This window comes from Shewanella sp. K8, assembly GCF_028823715.1.
Lineage (GTDB): Bacteria > Pseudomonadota > Gammaproteobacteria > Enterobacterales > Shewanellaceae > Shewanella > Shewanella algae.
The window spans coordinates 30018-45687 of record NZ_JAPEHY010000023.1 but is presented as its reverse complement, the minus strand read 5'-3'; the positions used below and the strand labels follow the sequence as shown (position 1 = coordinate 45687).

Annotated in this window: 16 protein-coding genes; 7 read left to right on the top strand and 9 right to left on the bottom strand. The window is 50.6% G+C overall.

From position 1 onward, the window contains the following. Positions 1-5: 5 nt before the first annotated feature. From ON072_RS13375 to ON072_RS13345, 7 genes are all read right to left on the bottom strand, one after another. On the bottom strand, positions 6-746 hold the full coding sequence (locus tag ON072_RS13375; protein WP_025010376.1) for a DUF1266 domain-containing protein: 741 nt from the start codon (positions 744-746) through the stop codon (positions 6-8). A 178-nt stretch (positions 747-924) separates the two neighbouring features. Beyond that, entirely contained in the window at positions 925-2562 is a 1638-nt protein-coding gene (locus ON072_RS13370) for a PepSY-associated TM helix domain-containing protein (RefSeq protein WP_044734478.1), read from the bottom strand. After that, entirely contained in the window at positions 2563-2850 is a 288-nt protein-coding gene (locus ON072_RS13365; protein ID WP_028779881.1) for a hypothetical protein, read from the bottom strand. Beyond that, positions 2847-3104 carry a hypothetical protein gene (locus tag ON072_RS13360; protein WP_044735810.1) on the bottom strand — a complete coding sequence of 86 codons (258 nt, stop codon included), beginning with the start codon at positions 3102-3104 and terminating at the stop codon, positions 2847-2849. Before ON072_RS13360 ends, ON072_RS13365 begins: the two co-directional genes overlap by 4 nt. Positions 3105-3420: 316 nt before the next feature. Further along, positions 3421-4587: an NADH-dependent flavin oxidoreductase gene (locus ON072_RS13355; protein ID WP_274626066.1), complete on the bottom strand. Its 1167-nt coding sequence runs from the start codon at positions 4585-4587 to the stop codon at positions 3421-3423. Between the two features lie 33 nt (positions 4588-4620). Beyond that, complete coding sequence (locus tag ON072_RS13350; RefSeq protein WP_144190587.1) at positions 4621-5256, bottom strand: SDR family oxidoreductase; 636 nt, start codon at positions 5254-5256, stop codon at positions 4621-4623. Between the two features lie 190 nt (positions 5257-5446). Then, positions 5447-6364 (bottom strand): alpha/beta hydrolase, encoded by a 918-nt coding sequence (locus ON072_RS13345; RefSeq protein ID WP_243757324.1) that lies wholly within the window; start codon positions 6362-6364, stop codon positions 5447-5449. A 126-nt stretch (positions 6365-6490) separates the two neighbouring features. Here ON072_RS13345 and ON072_RS13340 point away from each other — a divergent pair, with 126 nt between their 5' ends. Further along, positions 6491-7417, top strand: a complete 927-nt coding sequence (locus tag ON072_RS13340) for a LysR family transcriptional regulator (RefSeq protein WP_181317028.1) — start codon at positions 6491-6493, stop codon at positions 7415-7417. Between the two features lie 230 nt (positions 7418-7647). Here the strand turns inward: ON072_RS13340 and ON072_RS13335 are convergent, their stop codons facing one another. Further along, positions 7648-8925, bottom strand: a complete 1278-nt coding sequence (locus tag ON072_RS13335) for a tyrosine-type recombinase/integrase (protein ID WP_144164285.1) — start codon at positions 8923-8925, stop codon at positions 7648-7650. Between the two features lie 505 nt (positions 8926-9430). Here ON072_RS13335 and ON072_RS13325 point away from each other — a divergent pair. After that, positions 9431-11008, top strand: a complete 1578-nt coding sequence (locus ON072_RS13325; protein WP_028779892.1) for a DUF3369 domain-containing protein — start codon at positions 9431-9433, stop codon at positions 11006-11008. A 119-nt stretch (positions 11009-11127) separates the two neighbouring features. Here ON072_RS13325 and ON072_RS13320 read toward each other — a convergent pair whose 3' ends face one another. After that, entirely contained in the window at positions 11128-11589 is a 462-nt protein-coding gene (locus tag ON072_RS13320) for a hypothetical protein (protein WP_107004809.1), read from the bottom strand. A gap of 265 nt (positions 11590-11854) precedes the next feature. Between ON072_RS13320 and ccoN the strand changes: the two genes are divergently transcribed. From ccoN to ON072_RS13295, 5 genes are all read left to right on the top strand, one after another. Then, the gene (ccoN, locus tag ON072_RS13315; protein WP_028779894.1) at positions 11855-13291 is read left to right on the top strand and encodes a cytochrome-c oxidase, cbb3-type subunit I; all 1437 of its coding nucleotides are present in this window, start codon (positions 11855-11857) and stop codon (positions 13289-13291) included. 12 nt (positions 13292-13303) lie between these two features. Next, positions 13304-13909, top strand: coding sequence for a cytochrome-c oxidase, cbb3-type subunit II (gene ccoO, locus ON072_RS13310; RefSeq protein ID WP_025010382.1), 606 nt, complete (start codon positions 13304-13306; stop codon positions 13907-13909). A 10-nt stretch (positions 13910-13919) separates the two neighbouring features. Then, on the top strand, positions 13920-14096 hold the full coding sequence (locus ON072_RS13305) for a CcoQ/FixQ family Cbb3-type cytochrome c oxidase assembly chaperone (protein ID WP_025010383.1): 177 nt from the start codon (positions 13920-13922) through the stop codon (positions 14094-14096). A gap of 5 nt (positions 14097-14101) precedes the next feature. Continuing rightward, complete coding sequence (gene ccoP, locus ON072_RS13300) at positions 14102-15082, top strand: cytochrome-c oxidase, cbb3-type subunit III (protein WP_025890018.1); 981 nt, start codon at positions 14102-14104, stop codon at positions 15080-15082. 104 nt (positions 15083-15186) lie between these two features. After that, positions 15187-15666 (top strand): FixH family protein, encoded by a 480-nt coding sequence (locus ON072_RS13295; protein ID WP_025010384.1) that lies wholly within the window; start codon positions 15187-15189, stop codon positions 15664-15666. Positions 15667-15670: the final 4 nt, after the last annotated feature.

The following is a 15670-nucleotide window of genomic DNA, read 5'->3' as shown; positions in this document are numbered from 1 at the left end:
GGCGACTAATCCTGTGTTTGGTTGAGAAGATCGAGCAGGCTTTGCGGGGCGCTAAGTTGCGGCAATTCCATGTCCCAGTCGCATTGATGAATGGGGTTATCCCTGTCGTTGATAGCACGGCGATAGTCTATCCGTTGTCGTCTGGCTATCCAGCCATTGAGTAATGCCTCTGCTGCCTCTTCTGTGTCCGGCTCGTTGATTAAAAACATCCATATCGCACGCCCGGCAAACCAGGCTTGGGTATATTGCTCCCAAGAGCGGTAAAAATAGCGGCTTTTGGTTGCGATAAAGCTGTGGAGAAAATCGAACTCTTCCTGGCTGACCCAACCCAAGCGCAATCCTTCCCGGGTGAGATAAGAGGCGCGCCCGAAATCATAGGCACGGGTGCCGCCGACTCCGAGAATGGAATAAGTCGCGGCGACATAGCGCATTTCGGCCTGCCTACGCGGGGATTGTTCGAAATCAATAAGATATCGCCAGTTCAAGCTGGTACCACAGGCATATTGACTATAATCACTGACCAGATAATGACCATGGGTGCCGTCGTTAACCAGACTGGCAATCTGCTGATGAAGGGATAATCTATCGGTAATACCCCAGTCTTCTTCCAGTGTATTGGGTTCTTCGAGCCCGGCATGCAGGGAAGTAGGGTTAAGATAACCTCTGGCCTGGGTTTGGAAACTGATCTGTGGCGAGGTGAGTGTAAGCCACCAGATCTGATGGAGAGACAACGTATTGGTGGACATTCCAGCTCCTTGGTTTTCTTCCATAAAAATCAGCGGCTACTATAAAAGCCGTTGGCAGATTAAGCAATAATGGCGCCGGGCAATGGCGATTCTGTTGTGCAACTTGTGAGCTCGATGGCATGACTTGCAAAGCAAAGCCCCGCGAACGGGGCTTTGTGGAATGATTCAAACTAACAGCTTAAGACTGAACGCTGGTTTGCAGCGCAGCAATAGGCTGTTTTTGCGGCATGGCCCAGATACTGTCAGCCGGCCCCTGGGTCGCTCGTTTAAAGGTTTTGAGCGCGCCAAAGGCAAAGATGGCGGCAAAACCGAATGCGGTGAGATCCACCGCCCAGGTGCCTGGGGTCTCCGGTGCCCAGATTCCAAGACCGGGTGCCAGCAACGCCAGGATGGATGTCAGCGGCATTGCCAGACAGACCAGCGCCGATAGCGCTTGCAGTGTTACCGCGGCTCTGGCAGCACCACGCCAGAAAGCATAAGCCAGGGCAATAAGGAAACTGGCGTAGTAGCTCCACAGATAGAGATGATTGATATTTTCTACATGAGCATATCCCCATTTACCCAGCAACATGGCCAGCGCAACGCCTAACATTGAACCCAAGCAAATTCCTACAGTAGCGGCTCCAAGGATCCTGACTCTTCTCGGTTGCTCTGGAATGGGCTCCCCCTTGCGCTGTTTGCTGCGGCGCTTTTCCAGCCATAGCAGATTACCGCTGTAAAACAGCATGGCACCACTCATTCCGAGGAAAAAATAGAGCCAGCGACCGGGATAGCCGCCGTAGGAGCCAAAGTGAAGTCCAAAGAATACCGAAACCATCCGGCCCCAAACGCCTTCTTCCCCCGGAGTAAAGGTGCTGTTGCCCACCTCAAGGGTGTAGGGGTTCATATAAAGGAAGTCTCCTATCGGGCCGCGCATCAACGCTTCTTCGTTATACATGGCCATCCGGACCATGGGAGCCGGAGTATCCATGCCCATATAGGTCAAACTGAGTGCCTGATAACCGGGCGCGAAGCTTTCGGCCCGAGCAACCAGTTCGGTTACCGGGGGCAGGGTGCTCAGTGAGCGCACTTCGCCCTTGGGCGCTTCGCGGTTGAACATCGGCTTATCGCCATAAACAAACTGCCCCAAGGCGCCGTACAATTGATCGTGAAAGACAAACACCACCACGGTCAAACTGATAATGATATGAAATGGCAGTGCTGTGATGCCAAGCAGGTTGTGGCTGTCGAGCCAAAAACGATTGGGGCCTTTCTTGCGCCTTAAGGCAAACAGCGTTTTCACCAGTGTTGGCAGCAGGAAGATCACCCCGGAAACCAACGCCAAAAAATAGAGAATGCCGGCAACCCCCATAAAATAAGCACCGAGCTGCTCGTGTCCCATATCGCCAGGAATACCGCCGGTGCGGTGCAGCTCATCTATCAAGCGTGCCAGTTGGCTCTTGGGTTCCTTATGGGAGATGAGCTCACCTTGATTGTTTAAACTGGCATGCCAAAGCTCATCGCCCAGACCCCATTGCCGCTCACTGCCGGAGGCGTACCAACTCAAAGGCGAATGCTTGTCGCTGGCAAGATGAAGGCTGAAGCCCTTACTTAACTCAGGGTGTTGCGCTCTGGCTTCACTGAGTAGTTTGTCCATCTGTTCCAGTTTCACCTGTGGCAAAATGGTTTGCGGCGGTGATGACCAGGCGGCAATCTCTTCCTTGAACATGGTCAGGGCGCCGGCATAAAAACCGATAAACAGTAAAATCCCGGCGAGTATGCCCACCCAGGTATGAAGTGTTTGATAAATTCTGAGAATATCGCTGCGGATCTGCATTTACTTAACCCACCATAGCAGCAGCCATGCAAGCACGTTGGCCGCCATTAGCCAGAAAATGGCGCGGCGGGCACTGTAGAACAAATAGCTGAAGCTGAAGAATGAAAGCCAGAGTGGCGCTATCAGCCACATATTGAATTGCACCTTATCTTTGGCATCTATTCCACCAGGCCCCACCCAGGCAAAGATACCACTGAGAGCCACTGCCAGGGCAAAGCCCAGCAAGGCGCCGGCAAGGGTTTTTCCCAGCCAGTCAGGGCGGATTTTATCTTTCTTAATGGTTGTCATCTGTTGTCTCCCTTGAGCAGGGAAATAAAGGGCAGGGAGCCCAGCAGCATGGAAAGCAGCATTAGCCAAAAAAACAATGCGGCCGAGGCCGTCAACAGTAAACCCCAGCCGAGCAGAGCCAGCAGCAGTAATAAAGTGCCCAGCAGTTTGGCCTGCCAGGGCAAAGGTTTGGCAAGCAATGCCTGGTGTTTACTGCCTAAATAGATAAGCAGCGAACCCAGGGTCATCGTCAGGATCAACAGGAGGTACCACATGAGTTGCGATGTCCGAAGAATTGGTTTGATAAAGAATCGCAACATAGCACAAGTATTAAATCTATCAAATGATATTTATTCCTATTTACAATTAGGACCAACTTAAATACAAGTTACTGATATCAATCATTAACTCTATGCAAACCTATGAACAGTTTATGTGTTACTTCACATAAATCTGAGGAAATGAGACCGGGGATGTAATCCAGGTGTGATCCCTGAAAGGAAGTAAAACAGCATATATCTCTAGACGGAAGGGGCACAATAACCCCTTACTTTCGGTAAAATTGAGAGGATCGGCCGAGCCGCTCTTTCGTTAAGTTGTACTGACGCTGTCTTCTTCGCGCAATGGAAACCAGCCATTTCCTCTGGAGGCGTCGATTACTCCCCATAATTTGTCAGGGATCACGATCTCTGAGACTTTGCTGCTCGACAACTCAGTATCTATCTCGCTGACCCGTTGATGTTGAGCCAGTTCAACCCACTGGGGGTTCATGACCAAACCTTTGCCTACAGCGACAAGTGAGAGACCAAGAGACAAGGCTTCCTCGGCCTCCGAAGGGACGCGGACTTTACCTGCCGCGATAACCGGGACGCGGTCGGCGACATGCCGGGTGATCACTTCAGCCGTTAACTGATCGGTTATGGCATCGATAGGTCTTGAGTTGAGGATATCCATCAATGATGCATGAATATAGTCGACTTCGTGGTCAATCAAGTGGTCAATAAGCATCAGAGAGTCAGCTATTCTAAGCCCGGCTTCGACGGACTCTTCAGGGGAAATACGATAGCCGAGCAGGAAAGGTTGCTTGGCATGGGTGTCTATTACCCTGCGAACTTCCGCTACCAAAGCTAGAGGGAAACGCATGCGATTTTCCAAAGAACCGCCCCAATCATCTGTGCGCTGATTGTACAGGGGAGAAAAGAAGTTCTGGATTAAAAAACCATGCGCGCCATGCAGCTCGACACCATCAAATCCTGCTTCAATGGCACGCCGAGTGGTCTCCCCAAAGGCATGGATCACTTGTAGAATTCCTTCCTGAGTCAAGGCCTGGCTCACGACTCCCCCTTTGTTGAAAGAACCGCCAGGGGTCTTCAGAGCGCTGGCGCTGACGATTTTGGCATCGGGTACCAGGCCGGGTATGGCCTTATTACCCGCATGAAAGATTTGAAGTATGGCTGGCGCACCACCGCTCTTAGCGGCTTGAGCCAAGCTTCGCAAACTCGGGATGAAGCTATCATCATGTGCTGCAAACTCATCGGTAAAGCCTATGCCGTTTGCCATGACATGTGTACACCCAGTGATGACCATGCCTACGCCATTGGTTCGATGACGGTAGTAGGCGAGTTCCTGATCAGAAACTGTACCATCGGGGTTAGCTGACCAGGTAGTCATGGGCGCCATCACGATGCGATTACGCAGAGTAATGCCATTGGTAAAGGTAAGTGGCTGGAGGCAGGCGTCTAAATATTTCTCAGTCATCTCGCATATTCTCAATTAGTAAGGTATGCCGCTTTATGCAAAAGCGGGTTTGTCACCATCCGTATTTGGTTTGTTTACGCCGATGTTGGCTTTACTGTACAGCGCAGGTGAGTTGATGATTTCTACGATCAATCCGGCCACACTCTTGCGTGACACTTCAGTCCCCTTGAAAGGCTCATGTCGCTCAGTCGTTTCATAGTTCACTTCGTCCTTGTCCGTCAGCCAGGCCGCCCGCAATATTGTGTGATCGACATTGGCTGCTTCGATAATGTCTGCCGCCCTGCGGTATGGGTTCAGATAGCTACCGATCTCGGCATTATTCCACTCCCCAAATTTCCCGGGTACCTCGTCATAGATCCCCAGCGAATTGACGAATATCAGACGTTTGACTCCGGTAGCCGCCATAGCAGTGACGATATGCTCAGCTTGAACATCGACATCTCCGGCCAGGTTGGCATATACAACATCCTGTCCAACCATGATGTGTTGAAGAAAATGACTGTCCAGTACATCGCCAATAACAATCTGAGCATTCTTAGGCTCTTGGCTAGATAGCTTATTGGGATCTCGAACCAACAGTGTTTGGTCGATATCCTTGTGGTCTGCCAGCATCTGCACCACCCAACGGGCAATTTGACCATTGGCACCCAGGATTAATACTTTGGTCATGGGGAGAACTCCTTAACCTACTGAAAAATATGTATACGACGTCTGCTTAAACCCCGAGGGCAGCGGGCGTATTTTAAAAGTACGGGGGTATGATGCTTTGATGATTAGCCCATATACCTGTTCAAGAAACTCAAAACCTCATGTGGATGACGGCCAAACCAGTTGTAACCGTCCTTGAAGTGTTCAGTCGTTAGAGATTGGTTTTAAAGAAGGGGATCAACTTGCCAAGTGCCTGGCCAACCGGCTCTGGTTGGTCATATAGGTCGTAGTGTGAATAGCCCTCAACGACTACCAGTTCCTTCACCTTCGAAGCTGCACGCGCGTAAATCTCCAGACCATCGCGATAGGCACCAAAGCCACCAGGTATATCGCCGACCACCACCATCATCGGCGTAGTCAGCAGGGTCTCGGCCAGATGGAAGGCATCCCAGGCAGCGGAGGCAGCACGACGGGAGAATAGTGCGCGGGTACCTGCATTGTCGTTGACACAGCGATTACGGTAATAGTCAGTGGCACCGAGCACATCGACATCAGTCATACCTGCTTCGGCTGCGACTTCCAGGGAAGGGGGGACGAAGAGGTCGACCTGGAGGGCTTCCCCCTTGGCTTCGGCGGTGCGTTGCGCAGCCACGGCTTCCATCTGGCCGATAGGGTCGAAACCGCTGAAGCCTTCACGGCACAGGCGACCATAATTGACTCCGGTAATGCTGACCAGAGCCTTAATACGGCGCTCGATCATGGTCGCATTGATGGCATAACCGCCAGCGCCGCAGATACCCAGTACCCCGATACGATCTGCATCTACGTAAGGCAGAGTCACTAGATAGTCAGTTACGCGGCTGAAGTCCTCTACAGCCATCGAAGGATCTTCGGTATAGCGGGGCTCACCGCCGCTCTGTCCCTGCGTACTGCGGTCGAAGGCAATGACAACAAATCCTTCTTTTGAGAGGGCTTCTCCATAAACGTTGCCTGCAGTCTGCTCCTTGCAGCTCCCGATAGGATGGGCGCTGATAATGGCAGGGTACTGCTTATTGTCATCAAATCCAGGAGGGAAATAGATGTTGGCTGCGATGTCCCAGTACCGGGTCTTGATCATAACTGTGTTCATTGTCATCTCCCATTTTTCACGGTTGGAGTACTCAGTTGGAGATAAAACTATAGAACCAAGATTGTCATTGAAAAAGACATAAATTAGGATCACAGTAGTAAGTACTGGTTTACAATAGGAGTGCCGATGGATCCTTCGTTGCTGCCGTCACTGGCATGGTTCACCCATATTGCCCATCATCTCAGTTTCACCAAGGCGGCCGCTGAAATGGGGGTTTCCCGGGCTGCATTATCGCAAAACCTCAAAACATTGGAACAAAAATTGAACGTCAAACTGCTGTATCGCACTACGCGGGACATGTCGCTGACGGAAGATGGAAGGCGGCTTTTTGAAGTCTTGCAAGGGGCGCTGCAATCGATTGACGATGTGGTAAAAACGGTAGGAGAGACCCGCTCTGAACCCTCAGGACTTTTACGTGTAAACACATCCCGTTTTGCGGCCAAGACCCTAATCGAGCCTCACGTGGGCGAATTCCTGGAGCGTCATCCCAAGTTGCAGCTGGAGCTAATCATGGATGATGGCCTAGCCAACATCATCGCTGACGGCTGCGATGCAGGTATTCGGCTGGGCCAGAGCTTGGCCGAACACGTGACCGCGGTACCCATCACGCCACCAATGGAAATGGCAGTGGTGGCGACACCGGCTTATTTCGAGAAACATGGCATACCGGAAACGCCTGCCGAGTTGGCGAAGCACAACTGTCTGCGTTTCCGGCAAACCAGCAGCGGGACCATTTTCAGCTGGGAGTTTGCGCCACCAGAGATCGCGGGGCAAGAATTTGCGCTGGAACCTCAAGGGAGCTTTATCACCAACGATGATGACAGCATGGTGCGTGCGGCACTCCAGGGGGTCGGTATAATCCAGCATTTTGAAATTGTCGTGCGTCCGTATTTGCAAGAAGGCAAGTTGCAACGTGTTCTACAGGAATGGTGTCAGTCTTTTCCCGGCGTTTACTTATACGTTCCGTCTCGTGAGCATATGCCGAGCAAGGTGAGAGCACTAATGGATTTCTTTGTCGAGAAAAGGCTGCTGATGTCGAACGTCAGAACATAACTTACGACTTAAAGTTTTTGCAGCCCGTAAATAAGTTATAAAGAAGCTTAAAGAGGATATGTAGTGTGTGTAATAAGTTACCCGTACAATCAATTTAACATAATATACATTGTGCGCATTTATATGTGCAGCTATTTGAAATCTAGAGAGTTATTACCGGTAATCCCAGGTTTAAGGCAACTAACTTCCTCCGTGATTCACCTTAAACCTCTAGCAATAGTTTTCTTGGATTAGCTCTCAATTCCTTGCAGTCTATCCAATGTCTTGGCGGATGCACTCTGGTGCCTTTCTTCCTGGCTGGTGTGCAGATACTGCGATGTAGTGTCTATGCTTTCATGACCGGCGTCCGCCTGCACATGGGATAAAGGCCGAGCATTGAGATTGATGTCATGAGTGATACCTGTATGACGAATACTGTGCGCAGTAAGCTGTCGCATTTCATTGGCTTCCTGGATAAAGCCATCTTTCTCGGCATCATCGGCGGCGCAGTTTATCAGAAACTGAATTTCATCCCGCAGTTGACGTATGCCGAGGTTGGCATTGAGCACGCCACTTTCCCGACCTCGGCCGGCGGCGCGATGCCGTATAAACAGCGGCGTGGTTTCATTGGCTTGCGGATAGTCACTCAATCCCAAATGGCGCCGGTAACTTTGCAGTGATTGCAGCAACGCTTTGGATACCGCCACGTTTCTGGCCTTGCCGCCTTTACTCCTGGGAATATGAAAATACCAGATGCCGCTGTGATTATGGCGCTTGAATTGACTCATGGTTGGCGCATAACCGGCACGAGCGGCAATTTCCGAGATCCGCAGATAACAGCCGTACATCAGGTTAATCAAGAACAGACTGCGTTGATGTTGTGCCGGCTCGGCTTCAGCCAGGCGCTGCACGCAAGCTACAAGATAAGACCATTGCAGCTCACTGAACACCTTGAGTTGCTCTTCGGCCGGATCCAACCTGAACTTACTCTTATTGGCAAAGCGACTGTGATTGAGCCAGAGCTGCGCCGGGTTGCGCTCACAATACTCTTCGCTCATAAGATAAGTATAAAATGATGAAAGTATGGCTATTTTTGTCTTCAAGGCATTATCGCTCAGGCTGTATGGCAAGGGTTTGCCGAGCGCCTTGCGACCAATAAACGGCCGCCACTTGGGATTGGGTTCCCGACTCTGATTGAACTTATCCGTCTTGAATTGCGGAACGTTGAAATAACCCATTAACTCTGTTGGTGGCGCCTGGCAATAAGCCACGTAACGTCCCATTTCCCGTCGGCCCACATTGGCGGCAGATATGCCTGCGACATCGAAACACCAGTGAAAAAAGGTTGTCAACTCGCTGCGGTACGCCTTGTAGTTGTTTTCACTGTCTCTTTGTTCGTAAAGCCAGTCTGTTGCATGCTCAAGCAAGAGGCCGGCATCGGCCACTTTACCCAGGCTTAATTGGGTAATATAGCTGTTGACCACAGGGTTACCCTGCAAAAGCAAGTCTGCGCTGTCAAACAGCGGCATGGCAGATAACGCTTGATTGTCTTCCAAGGTAAAACCTATTCTATAGCAATGATTACTATAGATTTTACTCTTTTTTGACTGATGCCGATAATGTTATTTATCGGCACTAATCCCAGTCTCACATTGGCTGCACTGACGATCGCAATGAACTCTTTGCTTACAGCACCAAAGGCACAATTGCCAAACCTGCTTTTTGGATTGGCTGTCGAGACAACGAAAATCCGCCGCACATAATTCGCCCTTATGGATCAACTCAGCCAGTTTGCCGACGGGTATCGCCATGCAGACTTCCTGATCGGTTTTATACGATATTGTTTTGCTTTTGGTTTCCATTCTGCCACCCACTTAATGAGAATAATTCTCAATATAGTAGATCCTGGCGCTGCTGAAAATCCCCCTATACCGGCCGTTGTCAAATTTGTGAGCTATTGCTAGCCCTTCTCGATGCTTGGACTACACTTTTGAAAGGTAAATCAAAACTATTCAATTGATTGGAGTCCAACAGATGCTGATCGACATGGCCAAGAAAGGCCCGCTATTTGGCTCAAAGAAAGCTTCAACAACGACAGATACCCTGCCCCCCTGGAAAGTTCTGGTGGTGGATGATGAGCCTGATGTGCATACAGTCACTAAACTTGCCCTATCCCGCTTCAAACTCGACGGCCGCGGATTGAGCTTTATCAACGCTTATAGCGGCGAACAAGCCAAAGAGCTACTGCAAGGTGAAGAAGATGTCGCCGTCGCCTTTATTGATGTGGTGATGGAAAGCGATCATGCCGGGCTTGAGTTGGTGCGGTGGATCCGTGAAAACCAACAAAATAAAGCCATCAGGCTGATTTTGCGTACCGGTCAACCCGGGCAGGCGCCGGAAGAGGATGTGATAGTTAACTATGACATCAATGACTATAAAGCCAAGGCCGAGTTGGACTCCCGTAAGCTGACAACCAGTGTCTACTCTGCCCTGCGCTCCTTCAGGGACATTACCGAAATTGAGCAGGCGCGGCAGATGCAGCTCAACCATCGCCAGGGGCTGGAGCGGGTTTTGGAGGCCACTTCAGGCCTGTTTGAATTGCGTACCCTGCACAAATTTGCTGATGGCTTGCTGACTCAGGTGGCCAACTTGCTTGAGCTCAAAGACGCCACCACCATACTCGGCTGCAATGCCATGGATGCGGTAACAGAGCCGGGTAACGGCAACAAAATTCAGATATTGGCCGCCACTGGTGAGTTTACCAACCACCATGAGAAACCCTTGCCTTCTCATATTCAGTCGCTGATGGAAGAAGCCTTGAAAGAGCAGCGTTGTCTTTATCGGGATGATTGCTTTGTGGGCTACTTTCCGGCCAAAAATAACTGGGTCAACCTGCTTTATATGGATTCGGTCAGCCAGTTGACCGATCTGGATAAACAGCTTATCGACATTTTTGCCATCAATGTCGGGGTGGCGTTCGAAAACCTGCTGCTGAATCAGGAAGTGGAAGATACTCAGTCGGAGCTTATTTTACGTCTCGGTGATGTGGTGGAGAGCCGCTCCAAGGAAGCGGCCAATCATGTTAAGCGTATGGCCGAGTATTGCCATGAACTGGCGCTGCTTGCCGGCCTGCCGGAAACACAGGCCGATCTGCTCAAGCGCGCTGCGCCCATGCATGACATAGGGAAAATAGCCATTCCCGACAATGTGCTGCTCAAACCGGGGAAACTGGACGATATTGAGTGGGATGTGATGCGGCAACACCCGATAATCGGCCATCAGATCCTGGCTAATTCAGAGCGGCCCATTTTAAAGGCCGCCGGCACAATCGCCCTGCAACACCATGAGAAGTACGATGGCAGTGGCTATCCCAGAGGTCTCTCGGGTAAAGAGATACATCCCTTCGCCAGAATCGTTGCCATTGCCGATGTGTTCGATGCCCTGTCACACGCCCGCTGCTATAAGCCGGCCTGGCCGCTCGATGAGGTACTGAGCGAGATGCAGTCCTGCAGCGGCAGCCATTTTGACCCGGACTTTCTAAGGCTGTTTATTGATAACATAGATATCTTTATCAAAATAAAAAACAATTGGCGCGATGACGCCGAGCCTTAAGCTGTTTGCACTCCAGGGAATGGTTAATTGAGATGCGAGCCATTTGAGCAGGCCCGCGGTATACGAGATTTTTAGTCTTGCAGTGGTTTTCAGGCAAAATGTCCGATTTTAACTTATGGCTATTTCTGCTTATGGCTGTCGGCGAGAAAGTCGAACCAAGTTGAGTACTGCTCTGTGCCCTGCTGCCAACTGACAAACACCCGCCATACCATATAACCACTGCTGCAGGAGCCAAAAATCAGTTGGCCCTCGAATGTTTCCCCTTCGGTGGCAGACGGCGTCATAGGAATGACTCCCATAAACATATCCCTGCCCTCGACACGAAGTTTGAGATTGGATACCGGGCGATTAAAGCCAAGCTGCCAGTGAATAGGCTTTTCGCTGGGGGCAAAGCTTGGGTTCAGCATCAGGGAGATCTGCTGCTCACCCAATTTTTTAACACAATCGGTGACGGAAAAATCACATAAACCGGGATCTGCGACAGTTTGGGTCGCCCGGGGAGTTTGAGCCTGGTCACAACCCAGGAGCAAAAGTAGGCTGAAAACGGCGCCAAATACCTTGGGGAGAGTCGCACTATGCATAAAATTTCACCTTATGCTGCAAGGTGTTAACATTCTATGGTCAAGTTTGATCTGGATCAACAATGTGTCCGGCAGATTGGTATCTTTTTTGACGTAGCTCAAGTATCATTGCATCGCCTGACGTTTTGTCACAAATATGCAGGCTAAGCCATTGACACAAGAGTGTGACTCTCATAGGGGACGCCTTCACTCGAGTCATTTTATAACAGGTAAAGGCCAGTCCTTTACTGAACAACAAGTAAAAGTAATAAGCAGTGGAAGCAATATGATGAACCATTCCCAGCCAACAGGCGCTGATTACAATTACACCGTTGTCCGCCAATTTGCCTTAACCACAGTTTTGTGGGGCATTATTGGTATGTCATTAGGTGTACTTATCGCGGCTCAGTTAATCTGGCCACAGCTGAACTTTGAGACTCCTTGGTTAACTTTCAGTCGTTTAAGACCGTTACATACCAATGCTGTGATCTTTGCGTTCGGCACATCAGCCCTTTTCGCCACATCCTATTATGTCGTTCAACGCACCTGTCAGACCCGTCTGTTTGCACCTAAACTGGCTGCATTCACCTTCTGGGGATGGCAAGCCATCATTCTCTCGGCCGTAATCACTCTGCCGCTTGGTATCACCAGCAGTAAAGAATACGCCGAACTGGAATGGCCTATTGATATCGCCATCGCCGTAGTCTGGATCGCTTATGCGACCGTGTTCTTCGGTACCATTATCAAACGAACCACTTCCCACATCTATGTGGCCAACTGGTTCTTCGGCGCCTTCATTATCACAGTCGCCGTACTGCACATAGTGAACTCCATGGCTGTTCCTGTCAGCCTGTGGAAGTCTTATTCACTGTATAGCGGTGCTGTCGATGCCATGGTGCAATGGTGGTACGGTCATAACGCGGTAGGCTTCCTGCTGACTGCCGGTTTCCTCGGAATGATGTATTACTTCGTTCCCAAGCAAGCCGGGCGTCCCGTTTACTCTTATCGTCTGTCGATTGTCCACTTCTGGGCACTGATTGCCCTGTATATCTGGGCCGGTCCTCACCATCTGCATTACACCGCCCTGCCCGACTGGACTCAGTCTCTGGGTATGGTGATGTCACTGATCCTGTTCGCTCCTTCATGGGGCGGTATGATCAACGGTATCATGACCCTGTCCGGTGCCTGGCATAAACTGCGTACCGATCCGGTTCTGCGCTTCCTGGTGGTATCTCTGTCCTTCTACGGTATGTCTACCTTCGAAGGTCCTATGATGGCCATCAAGACAGTAAACGCTCTGTCTCACTACACCGACTGGACCATTGGTCACGTTCACTCTGGTGCACTTGGCTGGGTTGCCATGGTGTCTATCGGTTCTCTGTACCACCTGATCCCTGTGCTGTTTGGTCATGGCCGCATGTACTCCACCAAGCTGGTGAACCTGCACTTCTGGCTGGCGACTATTGGTACCGTACTTTATATCGTTGCCATGTGGATCTCCGGTGTAATGCAAGGTCTGATGTGGCGCGCTGTGAACGCAGACGGCACCCTGACTTACAGCTTTGTTGAAAGTCTGGAAGCCTCTTATCCGTTCTACTTCGTCCGCTTCCTGGGTGGTTGTTTCTTCGTAACGGGTATGCTGATCATGGCTTACAACGTGCTGCGCACTGTTTATGCCCCTAAAGACTCTCTGCCTGCCATCGCAGAAGCCAAAGCCGCATAAGGAGCAGTAACGATGAAATTCAATCATGAAATAGTTGAGAAGAACGTCGGCCTGCTGGGTATCTTCACTGTGATTGCCATCAGTATTGGTGGCCTGGTGCAGATCACGCCGCTTATCTTCCAAAAAGATACCACTGAGCCGGTTGCCGGTCTCAAGCCTTACACAGCCCTGCAGCTGGAAGGCCGTGATATCTATATCCGTGAAGGATGTAACAACTGTCACAGCCAGATGATCCGTCCGCTGCGTGCCGAAACCGAGCGTTACGGTCACTACTCGGTTGCCGGTGAGTCGGTTTGGGATCACCCCTTCCTGTGGGGTTCCAAGCGTACCGGTCCCGACTTGGCCCGTGTGGGTGGTCGTTACAGTGACAAATGGCATGAAGTTCACCTGATCGATCCCCGTGCCGTTGTTCCTCAGTCCAACATGCCTGCCTTCCCTTGGCTTGCTGAAAACACCCTTACAGGTGAATACACAGCCAAGAAAATGGAAGTGATGCGTGGTTTTGGTGTGCCATACGAAGATAAAGATATCGAAGGCGCCCAAAAAGCCGTTGAAGGCAAGACAGAACTGCAGGCGCTGATAGCCTATCTGCAGTCGTTGGGACACGCACTGAAATAAGGAGGCAAATATGGACTACGGCACAATGCAAGGGATTATTACGTTGGTTTTGATCCTGGTTTTTGTCGGGATATTTGCTTGGGCATATAGCTCGCGTCGTCAAAAGCAATTCGACGAAGCAGCTAATCTGGTGTTTTCCGATGAGGAACAACACCAGAATGCGAAGGACTCAGGAGAACACAAATAATGTTAATGAGTAACTTCTGGAGTATCTGGATCACCGTACTCAGCTTACTGGTGATCGCAGGATGTTTTATTCTGCTACGGCTCTGCTCCAAAAATACCACGCCGGAGATTAAAGAAGGCGACCTGATGGACCACAGCTATGATGGTATTCAGGAGATCAACAACCCACTGCCTAAGTGGTGGAGCTATCTCTTTTATATCACCATCGTCTTTGGTCTGCTCTACCTGGTGCTCTACCCTGGCCTGGGTAACTACAAAGGCCTGCTTGGCTGGAGCAGTTCCAACCAGAGCATAGGCACCGAAAAAGGCATCAAGGCCGACTCCGCCAAGGCGATTGCTGACGCAACGGAAGAAGGCCGTTGGGTTCAGTACGATCAGGAAGTGAAGCTGGCCGATGAAAAGTACGGCCCTATCTTCGAAGCTTACAAAGCAACGCCACTGGCCGAGCTGGTCAAGAACGAAGAAGCCCTTAAAGTCGGTGGCCGTCTGTTCCTGCAGAACTGTGCCCAGTGTCACGGCTCAGCTGGTCGTGGTGGCAAAGGCTTCCCCAACCTGACCGACGGTGACTGGTTGTACGGCGGCGAGCTGGAAACTATCAAGACCACCATAATGAACGGTCGTCACGGTATGATGCCGCCTAAAGGTGGTCTGCCTATCGATGACAGCGAAATTGCTGGTCTGGCTGAATACGTAGTGAGTCTGTCCGGTCGTGAACATGATGCTGCGTTGGCCGCCAAGGGCCAAGGTTCATTTATGAAGGGCTGTTTTGCCTGTCACGGTATGGACGCCAAAGGTAACAAGCTGATGGGCGCCCCTAACCTGACCGACAATGTCTGGCTTTACGGCGGCAGCCGTGGCGTGATTATGGAATCCATCAAGAACGGCCGCAGCGGTGTTATGCCGGCGTGGAAAGACGTTCTCGGTGAAGAGAAAGTTCACGTTATTGCAGCTTACGTATATAGCTTGTCACATCAGGCTGAGAAGTAAGTTCGTTTGACTTTTCAAAGGCCTCGATAATTTCGGGGCCTTTGTTTTTAAAAAACCACTTTCGCGATAGAATAGCCGCCCAAATAGAATAGTAGGTAAACAGTATGAGCGCTCCACAAGCCTGGTATAAGCAGTTCTGGCCTTGGTTTCTTATCGTTTTGCCCATGTGCGCCGTTATAGCCAGTTTTGCCACTCTGCGTATTGCCCTCACCAACTCCGATTCCCTGGTTGCCGATGACTACTACAAAAACGGCAAGGCAATTAACCAGGACATCCATAAAATTCAATATGCCCGTCAATTGGGAATGCAGTTTTCCCTTGAATGGCACAATGGCGAACTCCTGATAACCCAGCACGGCGGCCCAGAGTATCTGGCGGCACTGAACCTGGAGTTTTACCACCCTACTCTGGCAGAAAAAGATTTTACCCAAATGCTGACTGCCGATGCTTCCAAGGTGTATCGCTATATTCCCAATGAGTCGCTAGATGGCGCCTGGGTTGTACGAGTCGAAGGATTTGACCGTAAATGGCGTTTGCAGCAAAGACTGCAGATAGAAGCGGATAAAACCTACTGGCTCAATTGAGTGC